Origin of the sequence: Rathayibacter sp. AY1B8 (assembly GCF_002932775.1) — a bacterium.
Taxonomy (GTDB): Bacteria; Actinomycetota; Actinomycetes; order Actinomycetales; family Microbacteriaceae; genus Rathayibacter.
The window spans coordinates 1-19616 of the sequence record NZ_PSWJ01000027.1; the positions used below are offsets into that span (position 1 = coordinate 1).

The following is a 19616-nucleotide window of genomic DNA, read 5'->3' on the forward strand; positions in this document are numbered from 1 at the left end:
CCTCGCAGAGGACGTCGCGGCACGATTCGACATGACGGCCGATGACCTGTTCTACCTCAACCCGTTCCGCTTCCCTTCCGACGAAATTCTGCGCGTCGGCGAAGAATTGAACCTCACCGTCGCGGCGCGATGACCTCCACGCGGGCCACTCGATACCGGGCCTGACGTTCCGGCTCTTGATCAATCTGGTGGAGCGCGGTGCATGATGTCCCGATGAACGTTGGAGAGCCCCCGCGACCGAGTGCAGCGACGCCCATCGTTCTCGCCTTGGTTTTCGGTGGGCTTGCAGCCGCCGTGGGAGCCGTAGCCTCCATCTACATGTGGGACCCGAGCGAGACGTGCAGGACCCGCGGCGGAGGCAGCCTGACGGGAGAGGGGTTCCTCTGGAACCCGCTGTGCTCGGATGGGTCAACCGTTCAGCCGATATGGATGACGTTGACGACTGCTGCGGCGTTGATCGTGGCTGTGACATGCGTCGTCATCGCGGCCATCCGCCAAGCTGAACGTGACGGACGCGAAACTGCGTCGCCCGACGTTCTGCACGACTACTCGCGCCAGTCCCTGCCGGAAGACAACGGGCTCCGCAAGCTGGGCGACGAATGGTGACAGACGGTGACTCTCAGGGGTTCTATCGTCTCGCCGTAGCAATGCGGCGTGCATCGGTCTACTGATCGGCGTTCGGGTGACCGCTCAACGATCCCCTACCGGACACCACATCCTCTCAGGCCGCTGTTCTGGGAGAGTGGACTGAATCGTGAGGGGCACCAATGATTGATGCGCGGCGGACCGTAGAGATGGATCGGCTGCCCGGAGGGTTCCGATGAACGGTCCGCGCGAAGTGCTCGGCCTTCCGCCCTTCGCGCTGTTCTGGAGCGCAACGACCATCCGCTCTTTCGGCAGTGCGATCGCGGGTGTCGCGTTCCAGGTGCTGATCGTCTCGGTACTGAACGCAACGCCTGCGGAGATCAGCATTCTCGCGGCGCTCGGCGTAGTGCCGTACCTGCTGTTCGGTCTGATCGTGGGCGCGCTCATGGATCGGTGGCGGCGCCAGCGGACGTTGGTCGTCACCAGCATCGGGCGTGCGCTGATTCTGGGAATGATCCCCGTCCTTCTCCTTCTCGATGCGCTCACCTTCTGGTCACTCGCCGCGGCAGTCCTGCTGCTCGGTGTCCTGACCTTGTTCGCGGACTCCGCCGCGCAGCCGTTCCTCCCGCAGATCGTTCCCCGGTCGTCCTTGGTGATGGCCAACGCGCGACTGGGCCAGAGCGAGACCCTGGCGGGAACGGCAGGACCCGCGCTCGGCGGAGCACTGCTCAACCTGATCGGCTCACCACTCCTGCTCGCCTTCGACGCTGCCATCAACGCGGTGTCGGCGGTGCTGCAATCACGCATCAAGGTGGAGGAGCGCCGGCCCGATCGCCGCGCACCAGGCCGTCACATCGGTCACGACATCCTCGAGGGAATGCGATTCACCTACCGGCACCGCACCCTCCGGCCGCTCGCGCTCTCCGTCCACGCCTGGTTCCTCGGCAACAGCATCGTGACGACGGTGTTCGCGGTGTTCGTTCTCCGAGAGCTGTCCCTGCCCGCTTGGGCGTTCGGCGTCTCGCTCGCGTTCGGCGGCGTCGGTGGCCTCCTCGGAGCTCTCGTCGCACCTGCTGTCGGGGCGCGGGTCGGAGCGGGTCGTGCGATCCTGCTGGGCCGTGCGCTCGTCATCCTGCCCTGGCTGGCACTCGCCGTTCTTCCCCTCGACGTCGACAGCGGCCTCGGTCTCCTGCTTCCCGTCGTCTGCGCCGTGCAGTTCGTCTACGGGCTGTCGATGGGTATTGAGGATGCCAACGACACGGGATACCGGCAAGCGATCGCGCCCGACGAGATCCAGGGCCGCATGAACTCCACCATCCGCACAGCGAATCGCGTCGTGTTTCTCTTCGGTGCGCTGTTGACCGGCGTCCTCGTAACGGCTTGGGGCTACAACCTGACGATCGGAGCGGCGGCGATCGCCTTCACCGCAGCCGCGCTCATCGTCGCACTCTCCCCCCTGCGCAATGCCCGCCACGAAGACGCAGAGATCTCTCCCGAGCAGGCTCCCGACTCGATGGACGAGACAACTCGCTAAGCGAGCCCGCCTGACGCCAAGTTGAGGTGTGCTCCAAACGAGCGCTCTCTGCCGCCATAATGCGATCGCAGAACACCGCCACAGAGCGATCATCTCTACATTTCGCGGCGGTCGGTGTCGCTCATGCGTGTACCGGTGAACGATCCCCATACGGACGTCTCGATCGGCGGGCGGACCTCTCGCGGTTACCTAGCAAGCAGACCGTCCTCACTGGCTAGTCTTCGCTCGTGACCTCTCCGGCCTTCGCAATAGACCTCGACCGCGCTCGCTTCCGAATCGGTGTCTTCGCGGTCGTTCACTTCGCACTCGCCGTCGCCCTGGTCCCGTTCACGCTGCTGCACTACGGCAACCTGATGCACCCGGCCTTCGATGAAGCACAGGACCTGCGCGATTTCGGACCAGCCGTGCAGTGGGCAACGCTTGGCGCATGGGTGCCGGCCCTCGTGACACCCGTCGTCGCCTTCATCACCGTCCGCCGACTCGCTCACCCTCGCCAGCGCTACTGGATCGTGCCGGTCATCGGCATCGCCGCCTCAGTGACACTCCACTTCCTGCCGTACCTCTTCTTCGAGACGCCGCAGCTACCCACCGGCGGCTGAGGGGGCGATAGCTGCGCCGACTAGTGACCGTGCAGGGATCCCCATACGGGACGACCGCCTTGGCCGCCCGCGGCGGACGCTGCGGACGACTCGACGCGTCCCGCACTTCTTTCTCGTGGAGGGTCTGAGCAGTGGTCTTTCAAGCAGGACCGGCGGACGTAGCCTTCTCAGCATGACGACGCCGGCTGAGTCCGTGCCCCTGACCAGCCGACGCCCGCCGCAGCGGCGGCGGCACGGGGCGCTGCTGTTCCTCCGAGACGTGGTGGTCATCGTCCTGGTAGCGGTTCTGGTTTCCAGCCTGGTCAAGACGTTCCTCGTGCGGTCGTTCTACATTCCGTCGTCTTCGATGAACAACACGCTGGTGCAGGACGACCGCATCATCGTCAACGAGCTCGTCCCCGATGTCGTGCCCCTCTCCCGCGGAGACGTCATCGTGTTCAAGGACCCGGGCGGATGGCTTCAGCCCGTCCCGCAGGCCGAGGACACGTCCATCGCCGGGCTGTTCGAGAACACGCTGCAGGCGGTGGGACTGGCGCCCGAGGAGACCAACGATCACCTCATCAAGCGGCTGATCGGGCTTCCTGGCGATCACGTCGTCTGCTGCACGCCGTTGGGGCAGATGACCGTGAACGGGCAGCCCCTCGACGAGGCCTCGTACATCAAGGACGGCGAGAACGCCCCGGCCGCGTCGAGTATCCCGTTCGATGTCACCGTGCCTGCCGATGGGCTCTGGGTGATGGGCGACAACCGGGAGAACTCCGCCGACTCCCGCCTCCAACAGGGCACGCCCTCCAAGGGCTTCGTGCCGATCGATAATGTGACCGGCCGAGCCGTCGCGATCACGTGGCCGATCGACCGATGGCGCTGGCTCGACAACTTCCCCGACACGTTCCATGGCCTCGATCCACGCTAGAACCGACCTCCTACAGAATCAGCCTGGGCGAGCCGACCGATCCCCTAGCCCCACCGGGCAAAGGACGCCATGCTCGCGTCGCTTGTGCAGACGACCTCGAGCATTCGAATGTTCACGGTCGTCTGCACGAGTGCCGCAACGGCACGAAGAGTCGTGCAGGCGACCGCGAGGAACGACAGCCGGTTCTGCTGCGTGCGCGTGTACCGGTGAACGATCCCCATACGGGACGCTCCATCGACTCTCCCGTGGGTGCGAGACTCGGAAGAAGACCCATCGTTACAGTGCCAGCGCTCCTCTCCTTCGCAGCGCGGTACGTTGTGCTGACGAGGCACAGGGGGATGCGGTGGAATCGACAACGCGCCTGAGGTGGGTGACCGGAGCCGCAGTGATGGCGCTCACGACGACGCTCATGGCCGGGTGTTCCGGCCCCGATACCGAGGCCTACTCCGATTTCAAGCGGGCACAAGACGAGCGAGACGCTCTTCCCGACGTCGGCACTGTAGGAGACGGCTACGACCCCGCCTCGATCCGTTACGTCGGCTCAGCCTACGGATTGGAAGTCTGGATCGGGTCGCAGATCACGACCGGAGGCCGGTGCGTGATCGTGGACGGAGAAGGCGACAACGAAGACGGAAGCGGCTGTGGGGATGAGTTGTCGCTGAACGGAGCATGGGTCGTTCAGATACACACCGATGGCGCCGGTCCGGACGACGCTGATGGCCTCGACTGGACGAGCCTCGGTGAGAACGTCTCTATCCGCCGGTACTAACCACCCCGTTCCTCACGTCGACCGCGCGGACGAGCATGTGAGAACGACCCCTACCGGCCGTCCGGTCGACCATCCCTTAACGGGACGCTGATCAGTCAACCTTTCAACGATCTGATGACGTTCGCGGTTGTCAGTTCTCGAGGTCCTCTGCACAGATCTTCAAGGTCGTCTGCACAACTACCGGAGCCGTCTTTCGGAGCGTACGCCGACGTCGGCCAGCTGCGTCTAGGTGGTCTTCCGCCCGAGGACGCGGAGGCCGTCTGGTCGCACCTCACCCGTGGGCGAGACGTGGCGGTAGAACGTCTGGCGGGAGATGCCGAGTTCTGTGCAGAGAGCGCCGATGTTCGTTTCCGGCTTGCCCATCGACGCCATTGCGAGTCGCACCTTGGCGGGCGTCATGGTGAACGGGCGCCCGCCGACCCGACCCCGTGCTCGAGCGGACGCGAGGCCCGCGATGGTTCGTTCGGAGATGAGCTCGCGCTCGAACTCGGCGAGGGCCGCGAAGATCCCGAAGACCAGCTTGCCGGCCGCGGTGGTCGTGTCGATCGCCGCCCCCTGACCCGTGAGCACTTTCAGCCCGATGCCGCGGGCGGTGAGGTCATGGACCGTGTTCACGAGGTGGTGCAGGTCGCGTCCGAGCCGGTCGAGCTTCCACACCACGAGCGTGTCGCCCTCGCGCAGTGCTTTCAGGCACGACAGCAGGCCCGGGCGATCATCCTTCCGGCCGGATGCGAGGTCGGAGTACAGCTGAGCATCCTCGACGCCGGCCGCGAGCAGCGCGTCGCGCTGCGGATCGGTGGTCTGCGTCCCGTCGGTCTTCGAGACGCGCATGTACCCGACGAGCACCGCTGGCTCCTGTCACTTATACGGCCGAATACGTGACAAGCCAGCGTCAACGCGGTGTGGAGTTGATCGCTTTGTGGCGGCAGTCTTTGATCGCTCCTTGACGTCGCGCTACGCGTGCGTCGGATCACCGAGGATTTCAGCGAGTCAGGAATTTCGCGAGAAACGTGCGGTAAATCACTGTGAGCTGGTGCAGATCGCTTACCACGACGTGTTCGTCGATCTGATGGATTGTGCTGCTGATGAGGCCGAATTCGGCGACCTCGCCATAGTGGGCGATGAATCGCGCATCGGAAGTTCCTCCGCCGGTATCCAACGAGGGAGTTCGCCCGGTCACGGATGTTACCGCCTCGGATAACAGCGCGACGTGGCTCGATCCAGCAGTGATGAAGGGGTCGCCACTTACCTCGACTAAGAGGGTGAAGTCGGTTGCGAACTCTTCTGCCGCCCGGCGGATCAAGCCCTCGAGGCTCTCGGCTGAATGAAGGTCGTTAAAGCGAATGTTCAGATGCGCGGTTGCTTCGGCGGGCACCATGTTGTTCGCCGCATTGCCGACGTCGATCGTGGTGATCTGGAGACTCGACGGCTCGAAGCACTCGGACCCCTCGTCGAGTGGTGTTGTGGCGAGTCGGTTGAGAACGCGGATGAGGCGGTGCACCGGGTTGTCGACGAGGTGGGGGTAGGCAACGTGCCCCTGGAACCCGCGCACCGTCAGGTTGGCGTTAAGGCTTCCGCGCCGTCCGATCTTGATCACGTCGCCGATACGCTCCGGGTTCGTCGCTTCGCCGACAAGGGTGAAGTCCGGCATGTCGCCGCGATCGGCGAGCCACTCGAGCACACGCACGGTGCCACCCGTGGCCGGCCCCTCTTCGTCTCCGGTGATCAGGAGGCTGACCGACCCAAGGTCGAGCACTTCGGGCTGCGTCTGCGAGACCGCTGCGAGGAAAGCGGCGATGGCGCCCTTCATATCGCTGGCACCTCGACCGATGATCGTCCCGTCGCGGAGTGTCGCATCGAAGGGGTCGGAGCTCCACTCGTTAGAGCCTGGGGGAACGACATCGGTGTGACCGGCGAAGCACAGGTGCGGTCCGTCGATTCCTCGGCGGGCGTAGAGATTCGGGGTGCCATCGAAGTCCAGCCGATGAACGATGAAGCCAAGGCTCTCAAGTACGCCTGCCACGACATCGAGGGCTCCGTCGTCGCTCGGGGTGACCGAAGCACATCGGATCAAAGACTGCGTGAGCGCGACGGGGTCCACGGGAGCGAAACTATTCGGCACGGAGACACCGTACCTGCAACATCAACTGCATCTCGGAAAACAACAGCTTTCTGAGACGCCCGGTCGGCATCGCTGTCGCGGTGTCGGGTCCGCGCGATTCCGAGGTCGCAGATGTCTCGAAAATGCGTCTCAACAGAAACCGTCTCAGGGTCATGACTGCGAGGGGTTTTTGAGTCACACTGGTCGAGTGAGACTTCTTGGATACACCCGCGTGAGCACATCGAGTCAGGATGCGCAGTTGCAGCTCGACGCGCTGGTGGCTGTCGGCGTTCAAAAGCGCGACGTGTTCGCTGATGTCACCTCCGGGAGCAAGACCGCGATCGAGCGCCGAGGGATGAAGAAGCTCCTCGAGCATGCAGAGTCCGGTGACACCGTGGTCGTGTGGCGAGTTGATCGGCTTGGCCGCTCCTTGATGGACGTCCTGAACACGGTGAACCTGCTGCGTGACCGCGGCATCCACGTCCGGTCTATCTCTGATGGCATCGATCCGGCGACGTCGACGGGCCGGCTGATGCTCAACATGCTGGCCACCCTCGCCGAGTACGAGCGCGAACTGATCGTCGAGCGGGTGAATGCGGGGATCGCAGCGGCGCGGCAGAACGGCACACGCTTCGGCCGCCCACTGTCCGATCCTGCAGTAATCGCCGACAAGCTCGCCATCGCCTCCGATGCTCGAGCGAAGGGCCGCACCGCCGAAGACGCAGCACGACTCGTTGGCTGGAGTCGCGCCACCCTCTACCGTCACCAGCAAGCCCTCGCCGGCCGCGAGAGCACCGCCATGTAGCAAATGCCATGGACGGTGACGAGCGGTGGCGAATTCTCCGACTTCACGTCGAAGATCAGATACCCCTCGCCGCCCTCGCACGAGACATCGGCATCGGCCTCCGCACACTACAGCGCTGGCATCAGCTCTACCGAGAAAGCGGCGTCACTGCTCTCGATCCGCACCAGCGATCGGACGCTGGTGTACGTCGAACGCCGCCTGAGCTCTTGGCGTTCATCGAACGACTGGCTTTGAGCAGGCCGCGACCAGCGCTGACCACGCTGCACCGCCTAGCAAGCGCTGAAGCAGATCATCATGGCCTGTCGGCGCCGAGCTACGCCACCGTCAGGGAAATCGTGCAAGCTCTAGACCCGGCGCTCGTAACACTCGCGTTGGAAGGACCGGCCGCCTATCGAGACAAGCACGAGCTGGTGTTTCGCCGACGCGCCGAACGTCCCAACCACATGTGGCAGGCGGATCACACCGAACTCGACATCCTCATCATGGGCACCGGGGGCGCGCCCGATCGGCCGTGGCTGACGATCGTGATGGACGACTATTCGCGCGCGATCTGCGGCTACATCGTCTTCGCCGGGGCACCGTCCGCGATGAACACAGCACTTGCTCTCCGTCAGGCGATCTGGAGAAAGCCCGACCCGACGTGGGCTATGTGCGGGATACCTGACGTTCTCCACGTCGACCACGGCTCCGACTTCACCAGCCACCACCTCGAGCGCACCGCCATCGAGCTGCGCATCCGCATCATCCATTCCATCGTCGGCAGACCCCAGGGCTGCGGCAAGATCGAACGCTTCTTCCGCACCATCAACACCGAACTCCTCGCTACCCTCCCGGGGCACCTCGGGCCCGGCAGCAGAAGCCCCCACCCAGTACTTGATCTGGCGGCCCTCGACCAGGCGATCGGCGCCTTCGTCAGGACCTACAACGAGCGCCCGCATCGCGAGCTCGAAGCCTCTCCGCGAGACGCATGGGTTGCTGACGGCTGGCTCCCGCGTATGCCTGACGGCCTCGAACAGCTCGATGGGCTTCTTCTCACTGTTCCGAAGAATCGCGTCGTGCAGCGCGATGGCGTTCACTTCCAGGGCCAGCGCTACCTCGCCCCGACGCTCGCACCCTTCGTCGGGCACACCGTCACGATTCGATATGACCCACGTGACGTCTCAGAGATCCGGGTCTACGACCGCGACACCTTCGTCTGTGTTGCCGTCGACGAAGCTCACCCCAACCTCCGACTCAGCCTCCGCGACATCGAAGCCGCCCGCCGCGCCCGCCGACGACGACTCCGGCACGTCATCAACGACCGCATTCCCACCGCCACCGTCCGGGAGGAGCCGCACAGCGTCGCGCCCGTTCCCCATCGGCGCCGGCTACGCACCTATGAAGAGGACGAGTGATGAACCAGGCCTTCATCGTGACCAAAGAGCACCGACGCTTCACCGAGTTCGCCAACGCCGTCCGCGAGGAACGAACCATCGGCATCTGTCACGGTGATGCTGGTGTCGGCAAGACCAACTCCGCCCGCCGCTATGCGAACTGGGACGCTCTCGAGCCCTACATCAACGAATGGGGCCCGCGAGGAGATCACGACGCCAAGCACTACGCCCTCGCCAACCGATCCCGCACCGTGTTCTACACACCCGAAGTACTCTGCCGACCCAAAGACCTCATGCACGACATCGACCATTGGCAAATCAAAGTCGGCCTCTGCGCCGACGAACATCTGCGCTCCCTCGAACCTGACCCGCCTTTCAAAGCACGACCAGTGGCTCACCTCGTCGAGCTACTCATCATCGACGAAGCCGAACGACTCACACCCACCGCACTCGAGCTGCTCCGCGACCGACACGACCGCGAACACCTCTCCATAATTCTGATCGGCATGCCCGGCATCGACCAACGCTTCCGCCACTACCCGCAGCTCTACAGCCGCCTCGGCTTCTCCCACCATTACCGCGCCCTCGGTCGCGACGAACTCCTCTTCGTCCTCGACCGCCACTGGAAGCGCCTCGGCCGCACCCTCGACCCCGACGACTTCACCGACGCCCAAGCCATCGCCTCCATCGAACGCATCACCCGCGGCAACTTCCGCCTACTCGAACGACTCTTTCCGCAGATAGCCCGCGTGCTCAAGATCAACGACCTCGAAACCATCACCGACGACGTCATCGAAGCCGCTGCCAGCATCCTCGTCATCGGCAACTAGCGCCACGCAACGATCAAGAGACGCCGCCACTTAGCGATCAACTCCACAAACGCGGCGCGCCGAGCAGTGTTGTCCTATAACTTGTCACTCATTCTACGACTCGTGAAAGGGTCGGGTTCGGGGTTCTGTGACGACCGATGCTAGGCGAGGGACGATGATCTCCGTGACTTCGCTGGTGCCATTACCGGGTTTTGATTCCCAGGCCCACGTCTCCTTCATTCGAAGCAGCCCGGTTGGGTCGAGAACAATCTTGGAGACGCAGGATCCCGTCGAGGTCTCGCCGTCCTCGTTGAGCTGGCAGTAGCGGAACGCCACCGTGTCACCGGTTCGAGTGCCGACAAGGAATCCCCGCCGGACTGCGCCGCCGGCGTAGGTGGCCCACACCTCGCCGTCCGCTTCGTGGTAGTCGAAGACAGTCTCAGGTCCTACTTCGCCGCCGACTGTGTCGCGGACAGCCGCGAAGCGGTAACCGTCAAGAGAGGGCAATGAGCTCGATGCGTTCATAGGAAAAGACTAGGGACGAAGTGACGGCAACTCCGGGGCAGGGGATCTACCGCGTCCAGTGCAACATCTCCGGCGAGGAAGATCATGCGCGAGCCGGCGGGAACTGTCGCGGCGTACGCATACTGCGCTGCGCCGGAGAGGCTGTTGGAGCGGATGAGGCTCACTACTGAAGTCACTGGCGTCACGCTCCGCTGTCGTCGGCCCAACGAGTCTTCCACGGCCGGGCACCAGATCGGCCCGGTGAACCATCCCGATACGGGACGGTGCCGGCCCCGCCTGCCGGTTGCAAGTAGACAAAGGCGCGGTCTTGAGTACGGTGGCGCCGTGAAACGAACAGGCGAGGGAATGGCGGGACGGCATTGCGCCGCTACGGCGCTCATTGCTGCTGGCGCACTGATGCTCGCCGCGTGCTCAGGTTCACCAGCTCCGGAGGGTGATCCGATCCGGGCAGCTCGCGCGTTGCGCGACGCGCCGCTGATCGTGCAGGAAGGCAACGCTGCCGACACCTGCGGAGAGTTCGTGCTTGATCACACCGAGCTCGTGCCCATCAACGCGGTCGCATGCCTCGACACGGCAGCAGCAGCGGGCGAGGAGGCGGAGCTCGCCTGGAGTTCTCTCACGGATGAAGGGGATCCCGTCGTCTCTTTCGCCTACACGGCACCCTGGAACGCAGGGATCGTCTTCTCTCTGACAAACGAATACAACTCCTACGCGGATGATCACGGTTGGACCACCGGCCTCTGCCCGGACGCAACCACCGCAACCTCCGATTTCAGCCCCGAGACGTGCCCCGGTCCTGTGGAGGGATGAGTCCACGCGGACGACGAAGATGGCCCGCTCAACCATCCCCTCACGGAACACATGATCGTGGAGTGCTGAACGTTCTGATTCATGGCGTGTTCACCGACGTGCCGGACCATGATGCTCATGGAAACACGAGAACTGGCATGGGGCATTCTGGCGTGGCCTGCCGTTGCGGTCCTCGCGCTGGTGCGAACCGCGGGCAGCTGGGATGTATCGGGCGGGTCCGCAGCAGGGCTCATCGCGGGCACGGCAGCTGCGTTCACTGTCGCGGGCGCACTCCTGTGGCTTCCCTCGAGTCTCTGGCTCGACCGGCGGACACTCCGCTTCCCGCGCATCGGGCAGGCGGCCGCGTTCCTGGGCCTGGGACTCGCGATCGGCGCCGCCGCCTCCACCGCACTGGTACTCGCGTCGGGAAACGCGACCTGGCCCTCCTCCGCGGGCCTCATCACGGAATACGCAGTCACGGCAGGAATCGCTTCCCTCCTCGGCTGGCTCCTCGCCGCCACCCTTCGTGCGAAGAAGCTGCCGATCGTTCAGACGGCGGCGAATCGCGTGAACCGCTGAATGATCCGGGTCGTCGATCGATCAGCGTGCCAGCAGCAGTCCGGCCAAGCCGATGACGACCGGCACCACGGCAAATGCCAGGAAGAGGTAGGAGAGCACGAGTCCCACCGTCGACTCCCAGCGAGGACCGACGTGTCGTCGCGCCTGATGACCGACGAGGACGCCGGCCAGCGGGAGAAGGTACTGCAGCGTGGTCGCGACTCCGATGACCAGGGGATCGCCCACCCACAGGTGGGCCACCGCCAGGTATCCGACGGCGTAGGACACGACGGCGAGAACGCCCAGCACGAACGCAGCCCGCGTCCACCCTCGTCCGCTCCGCCGCGCGGTACCCGTCTCCTTCATCACACTCATACCTCCACTGTACGAATCGCTCCTCGCGCACGCCCGCCCCTCGGAGCATGTGCCGGTCCTTCGCCCGACGTCTCGTTCGGTGACACGACCACGCCTCGGCGAGCTGCTGTCCAGCGTCAGCCGGCGAGCCGGCGTCCACAACGAGGACGCGACTCGGATTCGGAACATGTCCGATGGCTGCCTCGATAGCCTCAGCGCATGAAGATCCGAGCCGGTTCGCCTGACGATCGCGGGCCCTGCATCGACCTCTGGCTGGAGGCACTCAGAGCACGAGACGGATGCAGTCAGGACGACGCGGTCGCCGAGAGGGCTCGAGCGAAGTTCCACCGGCCTCTCGTTCGGTTCGCCGTCATCGGCTCGGATCCCCTCGGGTTCGCTCTCACCGTCGACACGGGCGATGGTCCGGGCCGACACAGTGCGCTGCTCGAACTGCTCGCCGTCGCACCGAGCGAGACAGGGCGCCGGCTCGGCCGGACACTGCTCGACGACGCGGTCCAGTCCGCCTCTCAGCTCGGCTACCTCGTCCTGAAGCTGCACGTCCGCGCCGGAAACGATCGGGCGGAAGGGCTTTACAAGGCGTCCGGCTTCGAGCCTCACGGGGATCCCGCGCCGCATCCGCTCGGTGGTCATCCGATGATCGAGTACGCGCGGACTCTGACTCACGTCAGCAACTGAGGACCTCCGGCCACCGATCCGCGTACGGGCCACTCCGCGCGACCGGATCACATGCGCACTCAACGCTGGTCGAGCGGTCGGGTCATGGCAACCTCATCCCATGAGCGTGAGCGACGGACAGGCCTGTGCCCCACGGGACCTCGACGTGCTCACCGACCGGCTCCGACTGTGCCGGCCCGCCGAGACCGACCTGGACGAGCTGTTCCGCCTCTACACCGATCCGCGGATCGCGGAAGAGGATCCGCTCCTCCTCCATCTCTCCGCCGATCAGACCCGGGCCGTGATCGCGTATCGAAGGACCCAGTGGACACGGGACGGACTCAGCAGCTGGGTGATCCGCCGGCGCGACTCCCCCATCGACAGCCGTGATCTGATCGGAATGGGTGGATGCACTCTGCTCTCCGATGCAGCCTGGAATGTGGCGTTCACCCTCCACCCCTACCACTGGAGCAAGGGCTACGCGCAGGAGGTCGCCCTCGCCGGCATCGAACTCGCCCACCGCCTCCGACCGGAGCTGCCCGTCACCGCGGTCGTCGCAGAACGCAACGCACGCTCCCGCCGCACCATCGAGCGACTCGGCCTCGCGCTCAGATGGGAGGGTCCGGACGCGCACAGCCCAGACCCGACCGCACGAGTCGTGCTCTTCGCCGACCGCCAGCTCTCCGCTGAACAGGTCCGCCGGCTCACCGGCTGAACCCGATCGCCGATCGGCTCATCCGCCAGCTCAGCGAGAGCTCCCCTCACGGGCAGCGAGTCGGCACCGCCGGTGAGCATGGCGATCCTCCGCTGCGGGAACTGCAAGCGAAGCCGACCTGTCGGTCCACCAGCCGGCGCCTCCCCCTCCCCGCTCCTCGATCCCCGACCGCAGGGCAACGAGACACGACGACGCTGCGCTCGGGAGTCCACCGGCAACTCCTTGAAGGGGCACGGCCGTCCGTCGCCGGACGGATTCACGTCCACCTCTTGTTCATTCCGGCTTCGTTGTCCAGCGCCGTCGGCTGCCCTAGCGTTCGGCAGGTGGACACCAGGAGATCGACCTCGACCGGCTCTAGCTCCGTTGTGTCCTGGGTCGCTCTCGCGTCAACCGGCGTCGCCGCCGCGACACTCTGGATCGCGGACGCCGTCTGGTACGGGATCCCCGAGTCGGGTGGCCCGGGAGTCAGTCTGCTCTTCATCGGCGGATGGGGTCTTCTCACGTGCGCCGCCCTGCTCACGGTCGGCGTGCTCATCCATCTGGCGCCCTCCGCGCTGAGCCGCCACGGAAAACGCCCCGTCGAGTTCGTGCTGCCGAGCGCCGCACTCGTCCTCATCGCGGGGATCCTGCTCGCGCATCCGCTGGCGGGCAGCGCTTTCGCCTGACCCTCACCGGCATCGACCCTCGAAAATGTCGCGGCGCCTGCGGGCCCTCTCGTCAACGGGCTCTGGTGGCTTCACAATTACAGCGAGGGGTGCAACCGTTCGGGTCGGTGCACCCCTCGCTGCCGGTTGGCCGAACGCGCGCCAACCTCGAACGACCAGCAGCCAGGGATCGCCGATCGAGCGGTCACAGCCTAGATTTTCTAGACGGTCTAACTAAGTCCCCTTTCCGGGTGAGGTGGATCGTGCAGGCGATGCTGGTGCTTCGGCTGACCGCGGGCGCCGAGTTGGGAGCGGCCGGCGTGTTCGAAGTCCTCGCCGGCGACCGCTACACCGCCACCACCGCCGGGCTGTCCCCCGCAGACACAGTGAACCCCGCGATTGCCGCGACCGTCGCGGAGCTCGGTCTCGACATCAGCGACCGCACCCCCCGCGCCGTCACAGTGGAGGACCTCGAGAACGCGGACATCGTCGTCGCCATGAAGCCCGGCCTCGCGATCCCCGCGACGACCCGACCGACTGGAGCGCCGAGAACGTCCGCCCCGCCGCGAGGCCGTCGCCGCCCGGAGGCAGGTCGCTTCGGCCGGTACGGTGACCGCATGGACGACGACAGCGAACGTCAGAATCTGGTGATGAGTACCGAGATCATCAACGCCTGCATCAGAGCCATCGAGAACCCCGAGAAGCTGTTCCGGGTGTGCGCGAGCGTCTCGGGAGGTCGCGACGACGAGAGGGCGGCCGTTGCCGCAGCATTCGGGACCAGCGACGTCGTGGCCGATGCGATCCTCGACATGCAGGTGAGGCGTTTCACGCCGAGGTCGATCGAGCAGATGCGTGCCGAACTGGCCCGCTATGACCGTCGACTAGCTGAACTCGGCCGGCCGTAGGACGATTTCCGTACTGGACAGCAGAGCCGAGACGCGCTTGAGGACGACACCGGCCGAGCGCGTCGAGAAGTCCCGCCGATGTCAGGAGGGATCCCGGTCTCCGCGCACTGTGAGGACCCGGACGGTGTCGTTGTCCGCGTCCGATGGGGTGGCGTCGACACTCGATATCGGCTTCTCACCGAGCGACGCGGGATCGATCTCGTGTGGGCCGTCGGCGCAGTCGATAGCGTCGAGGGTGGTCGTCGTTCTCGTCGTCGGTCCCCCAGCCGTGGAAAGCGACCCGATTTCGAGGTCGATCACTCCTGGTACGGGTCGAAGCGGTGGGCGGGGCGGGGTGCGGTGGTCGTGGTGGTCATGGTGGGGCCTTCCTGTGCAGCAGTGGGAGAAGAGGAGGGGCGGGGACCGGTGCGAGCCGGTCCCCGCCCCCGGGTGGGCTAGCTGAGCCCTGCGGCGTCGGCGGGGGTGCTGTCGCCGGTGACGACCTGCTCGACCGGGGAGAGCGCGTAACCCCAGGCGGCGAGCTGGCGGAAGTGCTCGGCCGTGCGCTCGTCGCCGCGGCGCCAGGACTCCTTGCTCGAGTGCGCCTCCTGGCCTCCGAGCACGACGGCCAGCGCGACCAGGCGGGCCTTCGCGGGGTTCGCCTCGACCAGCGCCGCGAGGGCGTCGGCGCGGTAGCCGGAGGGGCGCTCGATGCGCAGCAGCGCGTGCGCGAGGTCGCTGCCGCCCGTCATCCCGGAGGACACCGCGAACCGGTGAGCGGTGAGACCGAGGGCGATGATGCGATCCGCGTCCTTGGGGAGGGTCTTGCGGGCGAGGAACGTCGCGATCCACTCGCGGCGCACCTTCTCGGCCGCGTTCCACGCCTTGTTGTTGGCGATGAGCACCTTCCGCTCCGCGGACTTCTCAGCCCGCTCCTCCTCGGCCTCCTCCTCGGTCTGCGGCTGCTCGGGGGCTCCGTAGGCGTAGGTGAATCCGGCGGCGGTGGGGTCCTGAACCAGGAGGGTGACCTCGACCTCGCCGCGCCAGCTGGTGTCGATGAGCACTCCGCGGCCGGGAGCGGCGGCGACCTGCTCGGGAGTGACGCTCTTCCCGTCCTCGCCGCGCAGCTGCCGCACCGGCGTCCACGTCGCCTGGTCGCCGGAGGCGTCGGAGCGGGTGAGGATCTGGAAGCCGTTGCCGGTGTACTCGGCGGCGGTCGCTGCGAGGAGCGCCTGGTGCGCGGCCTCGTCGCGGAGGGTCTGCGCGGTGTGCTCGAACTGGGCCGGGTCGTGGGTGGCGACCTCGATCAGGTTCGCGCGGGCGTCGGCGTCGTCCTTGAACTCCAACAGCACCGCCGCCTGGTCCAGGGTCAGCTCGTGCTCGTGCAGAACGGACGTGACGGTCGCGGACTCCGCGACCGCGAGGCCCTTCTTCACCGCGTCTGTCTTGGTGCCGGTGCGCTTGGCGATCGCTGCGGCGGTGACGCCCTCGAACGCGAGCTGCGCCCACGCGGCGGTGCGGTCCGCGACGCTCAACTCGGCGCGCTGGTCGTTCTCGATGATCTGCTGAACGATCCGGTACTTCCGAGCCGCCAGCAATCAGTCAGGTGGACGAGCCGGTCGTCAGGTCGGCCCCTACGCGCACCAGTCGCGCGAGCGTCCGTTGACGCTGCGCGCGGTGTCGCCGGTGCCGAGGTCGACGAGCACGGTCGAGGTCGCGCTGAAGCCCGGCTCGCCCGGGTAGTCGTCCGGCCGACCCTCGACCGAGACGGTCTCGACGGCGAGGTACTGCCCGTTCGACGAGAGGCAGACGCCGCGGATGCGCCCCGTCGGCGAGGTGCGGAACACCTCCGAGGTGCCGGACGCGTCGACGCGGACGACGGAGTACTGGGTCGCCCCCGTCTCCGGCGCGTACTCGGCCTCGAGCTCGACGTAGCTCCCGGAGTCGAGGAGCAGGATCTGCACGGGCGTCGCGGTCGCGCTCACGTCGGCCGGCGGGAGGGCGAGCGTTTCGACCGAGCCGTCGGCCAGGTCGATCAGCGAGCCCGACTCCGGATCGGCGACCACGAGCCGGTTCGCGCCGGGCACGAATCCGCGCAGCTCCGCGTGCTGCCCGAGCGGGCTGATCGAGCCGGGCGTCAGCAGGTCGAGCAGGAGCACCGTGTCGTCGAGCGAGTGGGTGACGACGGAGGTGGTGCCGGGCACGAACATCCAGTCGCGCGCCCGCAGCGGCCCGCCGTCGATCCCGACCACGGGGACCGCCTCGGCCTTCTGGTCGGTGAGGTCGTAGGAGTAGAGGGCGCGGTCGAGCGGGCCCGACGGCGCCTGCCCGGTGAAGGTCCAGCCGAGCACGCCCTTCTCGGGCGAGGAGTGCAGCTCGCGCACGATCCCGGGGCCGGGCAGCGGAATGACGCCCTCGGAGCCGGTGTCGAGCGTGACCGTGCGGAGGAGGTTCGTGTCGTCCGGCTCGATGGTCACGACGACCAGCACCGGGCCGACGACGGCGTAGTCCTGGATCCGGTCGGCCGTGACGAGGACCCGGGCGTCGCCTCCGGAGAGCGGACGGACGCGGACGGCGTCGGGCTGCGAGGGGTCGTCGGCGGTGCGATCGAGGGTGAAGAGGTCGGGGTCCTTCGTGGTGAACGAGGCGGAGACGTCGGCGACCGAGCCTGTCGCGGCGCTGCGGGCGTCGTCGATCCCGATCTCGTAGCGGGTGGCGTAGCGGAGGGTGTCGGTGAACGTGACGGTGAGCACGCCGCCGTCGAGCTCGGCGGTGTGCGGGGCGTCCGGAGCGACGCGGACACGGTCGAGCGCGTCGGGCTCGAGCGCCTGGTCGAGGTGCAGGCGGGCTCGGGAGCCGTCGCGCTCGACCACGCCGTCGGTGCTGACCTCGAGGGAGGCGACCCGGGGCCCCTTCGCGACGGTGGCGGCGGTCAGGCCTCCGACCGCGAGGACGAGCACCGCGACGACCGCCCAGAAGAGCCGTGGGAAGCGGGAGGCGCCTGCGGAGTCGAGGCCGGGAGCGCCGCCATCGTCCCGTCGCCCGCTCTGCGCCGACGTGCCGCGCTCGGGAGTCGCGCCGGGCTCAGGATTCGCGCCGCGCTCAGTAGACATACGGCATCGCCGGCTCGTCGATCGGAGTGACCGCCTCCGGCTCCAGCACGACCGCCTCGGCGCTGGTGACGCTCGGGTTCGCGCCGAAGCCGCCGCTCGCCTCCAGCCACTGCCCCTCCGACCAGGTGTCGGCCCAGCCGGCCTGGTAGACCGGCACGCCCACCGGCTGCGCGTCCACCGCGCAGCAGGTGACGACGAAGCGGGCGATGTAGAAGACGTTCTCTGGGTCGGAGGCGTCGGGGGTCACGAATCCGCTCACCGTCGCCGTGCGGCCGGCGAGGAACTGCTCGCTCGCGCCCTGACGCAGCAGGGTCGCCCAGTCGCGCACGCTGAAGGAGGCCGTGTCGCCGGTGGGCGCCGCGGCGGTCACGGAGGCGTCGACGGCGCTGGTGTTGACCTCGCGCTGCGTCGCGGTCGAGGCGGTGAGGGCGGCCGGCGGGAGCACGAGCAGGGCGACGGCGGCGGAGGCGATCACCGCGAATCCGGCCGCGACCGCGACCACCCGGCGCCAGGGGCGGGCGGGTGCGGGGGCGTGGAGGTGCTCGACGTCGTCCTCGTGCTCGTGCTCGTGGGCGTCCTCCTCGGCGCCCGGCACGACCGCGAACGCCGCGATCAGCAGCACTCCGGCGATCACCGCGAGCACCACCGAGAACTCGAAGTAGCGGGGGTGGATGTAGAGGCCGAGCCGACCGGTCGCCGCGAGCCACAGGGTCGAGACGACGCCGATCAGGCTGAGGACGACGCCCTTCCAGCGGGCGAGGAGGCGCTCAGAGCGCATAGTTCACCGCCAGTCCCAGCACGGCCGCGGCGAGGGCGACCAGCACGGTGACGCGCACCAGCGTCGCGGCCGAGAACGTGGTGCGCAGCAGCGCGAGCATCTTGACGTCGATCATCGGACCGAAGACGAGGAACGCGATGATGCCTCCCGGCAGGAACGTGGAGCCGAACGAGAGCACGAAGAACGCGTCGACGTTCGAGCAGATCGAGATGACGAAGGCGAGCACCATCAGCGCCAGCACCGACCAGAGCGGGTCGCCGCCGAGCGTGGTCAGCACGTCGCGCGAGACGCCGACCTGGATCAGCCCCGCGATGGCGGCGCCGACGAACAGCGCCGGCATCATCGCCCCGGTCTCCTCGGCGAACAGCAGCACGCTGCGCCGGGAGCGGTCGCGGAGGGAGCGGGACGGCCGCTCGCCCGCCTCGCACGCCGCGCGGAAGCGGTCGGTGAGCAGGCTCATCGGCTCGGAGTGGCGGCTGAAGATCCAGCCGACGAGGTTCGCGATCGCGAAGCCGCCGACGATGCGCCAGACGAGGATCCCGTCGGCCCAGCCGAAGGCCTGGTAGGTCGTGACGATGGTGATCGGATTCACGATCGGCGCGGCGAGGAGGAACGTCATCGACTCCGATACCGAGAGGCCCTTGACGATCAGCCCGCGCGCGAGCGGCACGTTGCCGCACTCGCAGACCGGGAGGAGCACGCCGAGCAGCGAGATCACGAGGCGCCGCGGGAGCGCCCGCTTCGGCAGGATCCTCAGCAGCACGGCCTCGGGCACCCACAGCTGCACCGCGATCGAGAGGACGATGCCGAGGAACACGAACGGCAGCGACTCGATGACGACGCTGATCGAGAGGGTGAGGAAGTCGCGCACCGCGTCCGAGAGGGCGTCGCCCGCCGCGTCCGGGGCGAGCAGGCGCGTCGCCACGAGGACAGCGACCAGGGCGAGCCCGAGGAGCGGCCCGCGCCGCGACCGCCGGGCGCCCGGGGACGCGCGGGTCGGGGCGGCGAGCGCGGATTCGGGGGACATCCCGACCCATCGTAGGCGGGGGTCCTGCGCGGGCCGGCGCGGGGCGCGGGCGGGGGGCCGCCGGGT

24 protein-coding genes are annotated in these 19616 nt (G+C 67.1%); 14 read left to right on the forward strand and 10 right to left on the reverse strand.

Features of this window, described 5'->3' with window-relative positions:
* Positions 1-429: 429 nt before the first annotated feature.
* The 4 genes from C5C63_RS17130 to lepB all read left to right on the forward strand — a co-directional run bounded on the left by C5C63_RS17130 (position 430) and on the right by lepB (position 3631).
* A complete protein-coding gene (locus C5C63_RS17130) occupies positions 430-606 on the forward strand; it encodes a hypothetical protein (protein WP_181068434.1) in 177 nt (58 codons plus the stop codon).
* Positions 607-820: 214 nt separating this feature from the next.
* Positions 821-2119: an MFS transporter gene (locus C5C63_RS13985; RefSeq protein WP_104263149.1), complete on the forward strand. Its 1299-nt coding sequence runs from the start codon at positions 821-823 to the stop codon at positions 2117-2119.
* Positions 2120-2346: 227 nt separating this feature from the next.
* Positions 2347-2718, forward strand: coding sequence for a hypothetical protein (locus tag C5C63_RS13990; protein WP_104292385.1), 372 nt, complete (start codon positions 2347-2349; stop codon positions 2716-2718).
* A 172-nt stretch (positions 2719-2890) separates the two neighbouring features.
* Complete coding sequence (gene lepB, locus C5C63_RS13995) at positions 2891-3631, forward strand: signal peptidase I (protein WP_104292384.1); 741 nt, start codon at positions 2891-2893, stop codon at positions 3629-3631.
* 44 nt (positions 3632-3675) lie between these two features.
* Here lepB and C5C63_RS17135 read toward each other — a convergent pair whose 3' ends face one another.
* A complete protein-coding gene (locus C5C63_RS17135; RefSeq protein WP_181068376.1) occupies positions 3676-3852 on the reverse strand; it encodes a hypothetical protein in 177 nt (58 codons plus the stop codon).
* Between the two features lie 122 nt (positions 3853-3974).
* Between C5C63_RS17135 and C5C63_RS14000 the strand changes: the two genes are divergently transcribed.
* Positions 3975-4400: a hypothetical protein gene (locus tag C5C63_RS14000; protein WP_146078481.1), complete on the forward strand. Its 426-nt coding sequence runs from the start codon at positions 3975-3977 to the stop codon at positions 4398-4400.
* A gap of 225 nt (positions 4401-4625) precedes the next feature.
* On the opposite strand, the gene C5C63_RS14005 is transcribed toward C5C63_RS14000, so the two are convergent.
* Both C5C63_RS14005 and dapE read right to left on the reverse strand, forming a co-directional pair.
* Positions 4626-5246, reverse strand: a complete 621-nt coding sequence (locus tag C5C63_RS14005; RefSeq protein WP_104292382.1) for a recombinase family protein — start codon at positions 5244-5246, stop codon at positions 4626-4628.
* A gap of 136 nt (positions 5247-5382) precedes the next feature.
* The gene (gene dapE, locus C5C63_RS14010; protein ID WP_219815304.1) at positions 5383-6501 is read right to left on the reverse strand and encodes a succinyl-diaminopimelate desuccinylase; all 1119 of its coding nucleotides are present in this window, start codon (positions 6499-6501) and stop codon (positions 5383-5385) included.
* A gap of 208 nt (positions 6502-6709) precedes the next feature.
* On the opposite strand from dapE, the gene C5C63_RS14015 reads away from it, so the two are divergent.
* The 3 genes from C5C63_RS14015 to C5C63_RS14025 are packed head-to-tail and all read left to right on the forward strand — an operon-like array spanning position 6710 to position 9509.
* Positions 6710-7306: a recombinase family protein gene (locus C5C63_RS14015; RefSeq protein ID WP_104223370.1), complete on the forward strand. Its 597-nt coding sequence runs from the start codon at positions 6710-6712 to the stop codon at positions 7304-7306.
* Between the two features lie 8 nt (positions 7307-7314).
* Positions 7315-8700: a Mu transposase C-terminal domain-containing protein gene (locus C5C63_RS14020; RefSeq protein WP_104292381.1), complete on the forward strand. Its 1386-nt coding sequence runs from the start codon at positions 7315-7317 to the stop codon at positions 8698-8700.
* On the forward strand, positions 8700-9509 hold the full coding sequence (locus C5C63_RS14025; RefSeq protein WP_104326269.1) for an AAA family ATPase: 810 nt from the start codon (positions 8700-8702) through the stop codon (positions 9507-9509). The genes C5C63_RS14020 and C5C63_RS14025 overlap by 1 nt, the downstream gene beginning before the upstream one ends.
* Positions 9510-9602: 93 nt before the next feature.
* On the opposite strand, the gene C5C63_RS14030 is transcribed toward C5C63_RS14025, so the two are convergent.
* On the reverse strand, positions 9603-10013 hold the full coding sequence (locus tag C5C63_RS14030) for a hypothetical protein (RefSeq protein ID WP_104326270.1): 411 nt from the start codon (positions 10011-10013) through the stop codon (positions 9603-9605).
* A gap of 324 nt (positions 10014-10337) precedes the next feature.
* Here C5C63_RS14030 and C5C63_RS14040 point away from each other — a divergent pair, with 324 nt between their 5' ends.
* Complete coding sequence (locus C5C63_RS14040) at positions 10338-10823, forward strand: hypothetical protein (RefSeq protein WP_146078480.1); 486 nt, start codon at positions 10338-10340, stop codon at positions 10821-10823.
* Positions 10824-10931: 108 nt separating this feature from the next.
* Positions 10932-11381 (forward strand): hypothetical protein, encoded by a 450-nt coding sequence (locus tag C5C63_RS14045; protein ID WP_104326272.1) that lies wholly within the window; start codon positions 10932-10934, stop codon positions 11379-11381.
* Positions 11382-11402: 21 nt separating this feature from the next.
* On the opposite strand, the gene C5C63_RS14050 is transcribed toward C5C63_RS14045, so the two are convergent.
* The gene (locus C5C63_RS14050; protein ID WP_104226378.1) at positions 11403-11735 is read right to left on the reverse strand and encodes a hypothetical protein; all 333 of its coding nucleotides are present in this window, start codon (positions 11733-11735) and stop codon (positions 11403-11405) included.
* Positions 11736-11933: 198 nt separating this feature from the next.
* On the opposite strand from C5C63_RS14050, the gene C5C63_RS14055 reads away from it, so the two are divergent.
* The 4 genes from C5C63_RS14055 to C5C63_RS14070 all read left to right on the forward strand — a co-directional run bounded on the left by C5C63_RS14055 (position 11934) and on the right by C5C63_RS14070 (position 14653).
* Positions 11934-12410, forward strand: coding sequence for a GNAT family N-acetyltransferase (locus C5C63_RS14055; RefSeq protein ID WP_104326273.1), 477 nt, complete (start codon positions 11934-11936; stop codon positions 12408-12410).
* A gap of 100 nt (positions 12411-12510) precedes the next feature.
* Complete coding sequence (locus tag C5C63_RS14060) at positions 12511-13104, forward strand: GNAT family N-acetyltransferase (RefSeq protein ID WP_104326274.1); 594 nt, start codon at positions 12511-12513, stop codon at positions 13102-13104.
* A 365-nt stretch (positions 13105-13469) separates the two neighbouring features.
* Positions 13470-13769, forward strand: coding sequence for a hypothetical protein (locus C5C63_RS14065; RefSeq protein WP_104223378.1), 300 nt, complete (start codon positions 13470-13472; stop codon positions 13767-13769).
* Between the two features lie 230 nt (positions 13770-13999).
* Complete coding sequence (locus C5C63_RS14070; protein ID WP_258060023.1) at positions 14000-14653, forward strand: low molecular weight phosphatase family protein; 654 nt, start codon at positions 14000-14002, stop codon at positions 14651-14653.
* Between the two features lie 81 nt (positions 14654-14734).
* Here C5C63_RS14070 and C5C63_RS16755 read toward each other — a convergent pair whose 3' ends face one another.
* The 5 genes from C5C63_RS16755 to C5C63_RS14090 form a co-directional block, all read right to left on the reverse strand.
* Positions 14735-14953, reverse strand: a complete 219-nt coding sequence (locus tag C5C63_RS16755; RefSeq protein ID WP_146086397.1) for a hypothetical protein — start codon at positions 14951-14953, stop codon at positions 14735-14737.
* A 134-nt stretch (positions 14954-15087) separates the two neighbouring features.
* Positions 15088-16230, reverse strand: a complete 1143-nt coding sequence (locus C5C63_RS14075; protein ID WP_104326275.1) for a hypothetical protein — start codon at positions 16228-16230, stop codon at positions 15088-15090.
* Between the two features lie 36 nt (positions 16231-16266).
* Positions 16267-17745, reverse strand: a complete 1479-nt coding sequence (locus C5C63_RS14080; RefSeq protein ID WP_104326276.1) for a hypothetical protein — start codon at positions 17743-17745, stop codon at positions 16267-16269.
* On the reverse strand, positions 17735-18523 hold the full coding sequence (locus C5C63_RS14085; protein ID WP_104326277.1) for a TIGR03943 family putative permease subunit: 789 nt from the start codon (positions 18521-18523) through the stop codon (positions 17735-17737). The genes C5C63_RS14080 and C5C63_RS14085 overlap by 11 nt, the downstream gene beginning before the upstream one ends.
* Complete coding sequence (locus C5C63_RS14090) at positions 18513-19550, reverse strand: permease (RefSeq protein ID WP_104223382.1); 1038 nt, start codon at positions 19548-19550, stop codon at positions 18513-18515. The genes C5C63_RS14085 and C5C63_RS14090 overlap by 11 nt, the downstream gene beginning before the upstream one ends.
* Positions 19551-19616: the final 66 nt, after the last annotated feature.

Excerpts from the sequence above, each read along its gene's own strand:
- C5C63_RS14080 (WP_104326276.1), bottom strand. The coding sequence starts at position 17,745 with ATGTCTACTGAGCGCGGCGCGAATCCTGAGCCCGGCGCGACTCCCGAG.
- C5C63_RS13985 (WP_104263149.1), top strand. The coding sequence starts at position 821 with ATGAACGGTCCGCGCGAAGTGCTCGGCCTTCCGCCCTTCGCGCTGTTC.
- C5C63_RS14020 (WP_104292381.1), top strand. The coding sequence starts at position 7,315 with ATGGACGGTGACGAGCGGTGGCGAATTCTCCGACTTCACGTCGAAGAT.
- C5C63_RS14030 (WP_104326270.1), bottom strand. The coding sequence starts at position 10,013 with ATGAACGCATCGAGCTCATTGCCCTCTCTTGACGGTTACCGCTTCGCG.
- C5C63_RS14050 (WP_104226378.1), bottom strand. The coding sequence starts at position 11,735 with ATGAGTGTGATGAAGGAGACGGGTACCGCGCGGCGGAGCGGACGAGGG.
- lepB (WP_104292384.1), top strand. The coding sequence starts at position 2,891 with ATGACGACGCCGGCTGAGTCCGTGCCCCTGACCAGCCGACGCCCGCCG.
- C5C63_RS14045 (WP_104326272.1), top strand. The coding sequence starts at position 10,932 with ATGATGCTCATGGAAACACGAGAACTGGCATGGGGCATTCTGGCGTGG.
- C5C63_RS14060 (WP_104326274.1), top strand. The coding sequence starts at position 12,511 with ATGAGCGTGAGCGACGGACAGGCCTGTGCCCCACGGGACCTCGACGTG.
- C5C63_RS17130 (WP_181068434.1), top strand. The coding sequence starts at position 430 with ATGACGTTGACGACTGCTGCGGCGTTGATCGTGGCTGTGACATGCGTC.
- C5C63_RS14090 (WP_104223382.1), bottom strand. The coding sequence starts at position 19,550 with ATGTCCCCCGAATCCGCGCTCGCCGCCCCGACCCGCGCGTCCCCGGGC.
- C5C63_RS14085 (WP_104326277.1), bottom strand. The coding sequence starts at position 18,523 with ATGCGCTCTGAGCGCCTCCTCGCCCGCTGGAAGGGCGTCGTCCTCAGC.
- C5C63_RS14055 (WP_104326273.1), top strand. The coding sequence starts at position 11,934 with ATGAAGATCCGAGCCGGTTCGCCTGACGATCGCGGGCCCTGCATCGAC.
- C5C63_RS14025 (WP_104326269.1), top strand. The coding sequence starts at position 8,700 with ATGAACCAGGCCTTCATCGTGACCAAAGAGCACCGACGCTTCACCGAG.
- C5C63_RS17135 (WP_181068376.1), bottom strand. The coding sequence starts at position 3,852 with ATGGGGATCGTTCACCGGTACACGCGCACGCAGCAGAACCGGCTGTCG.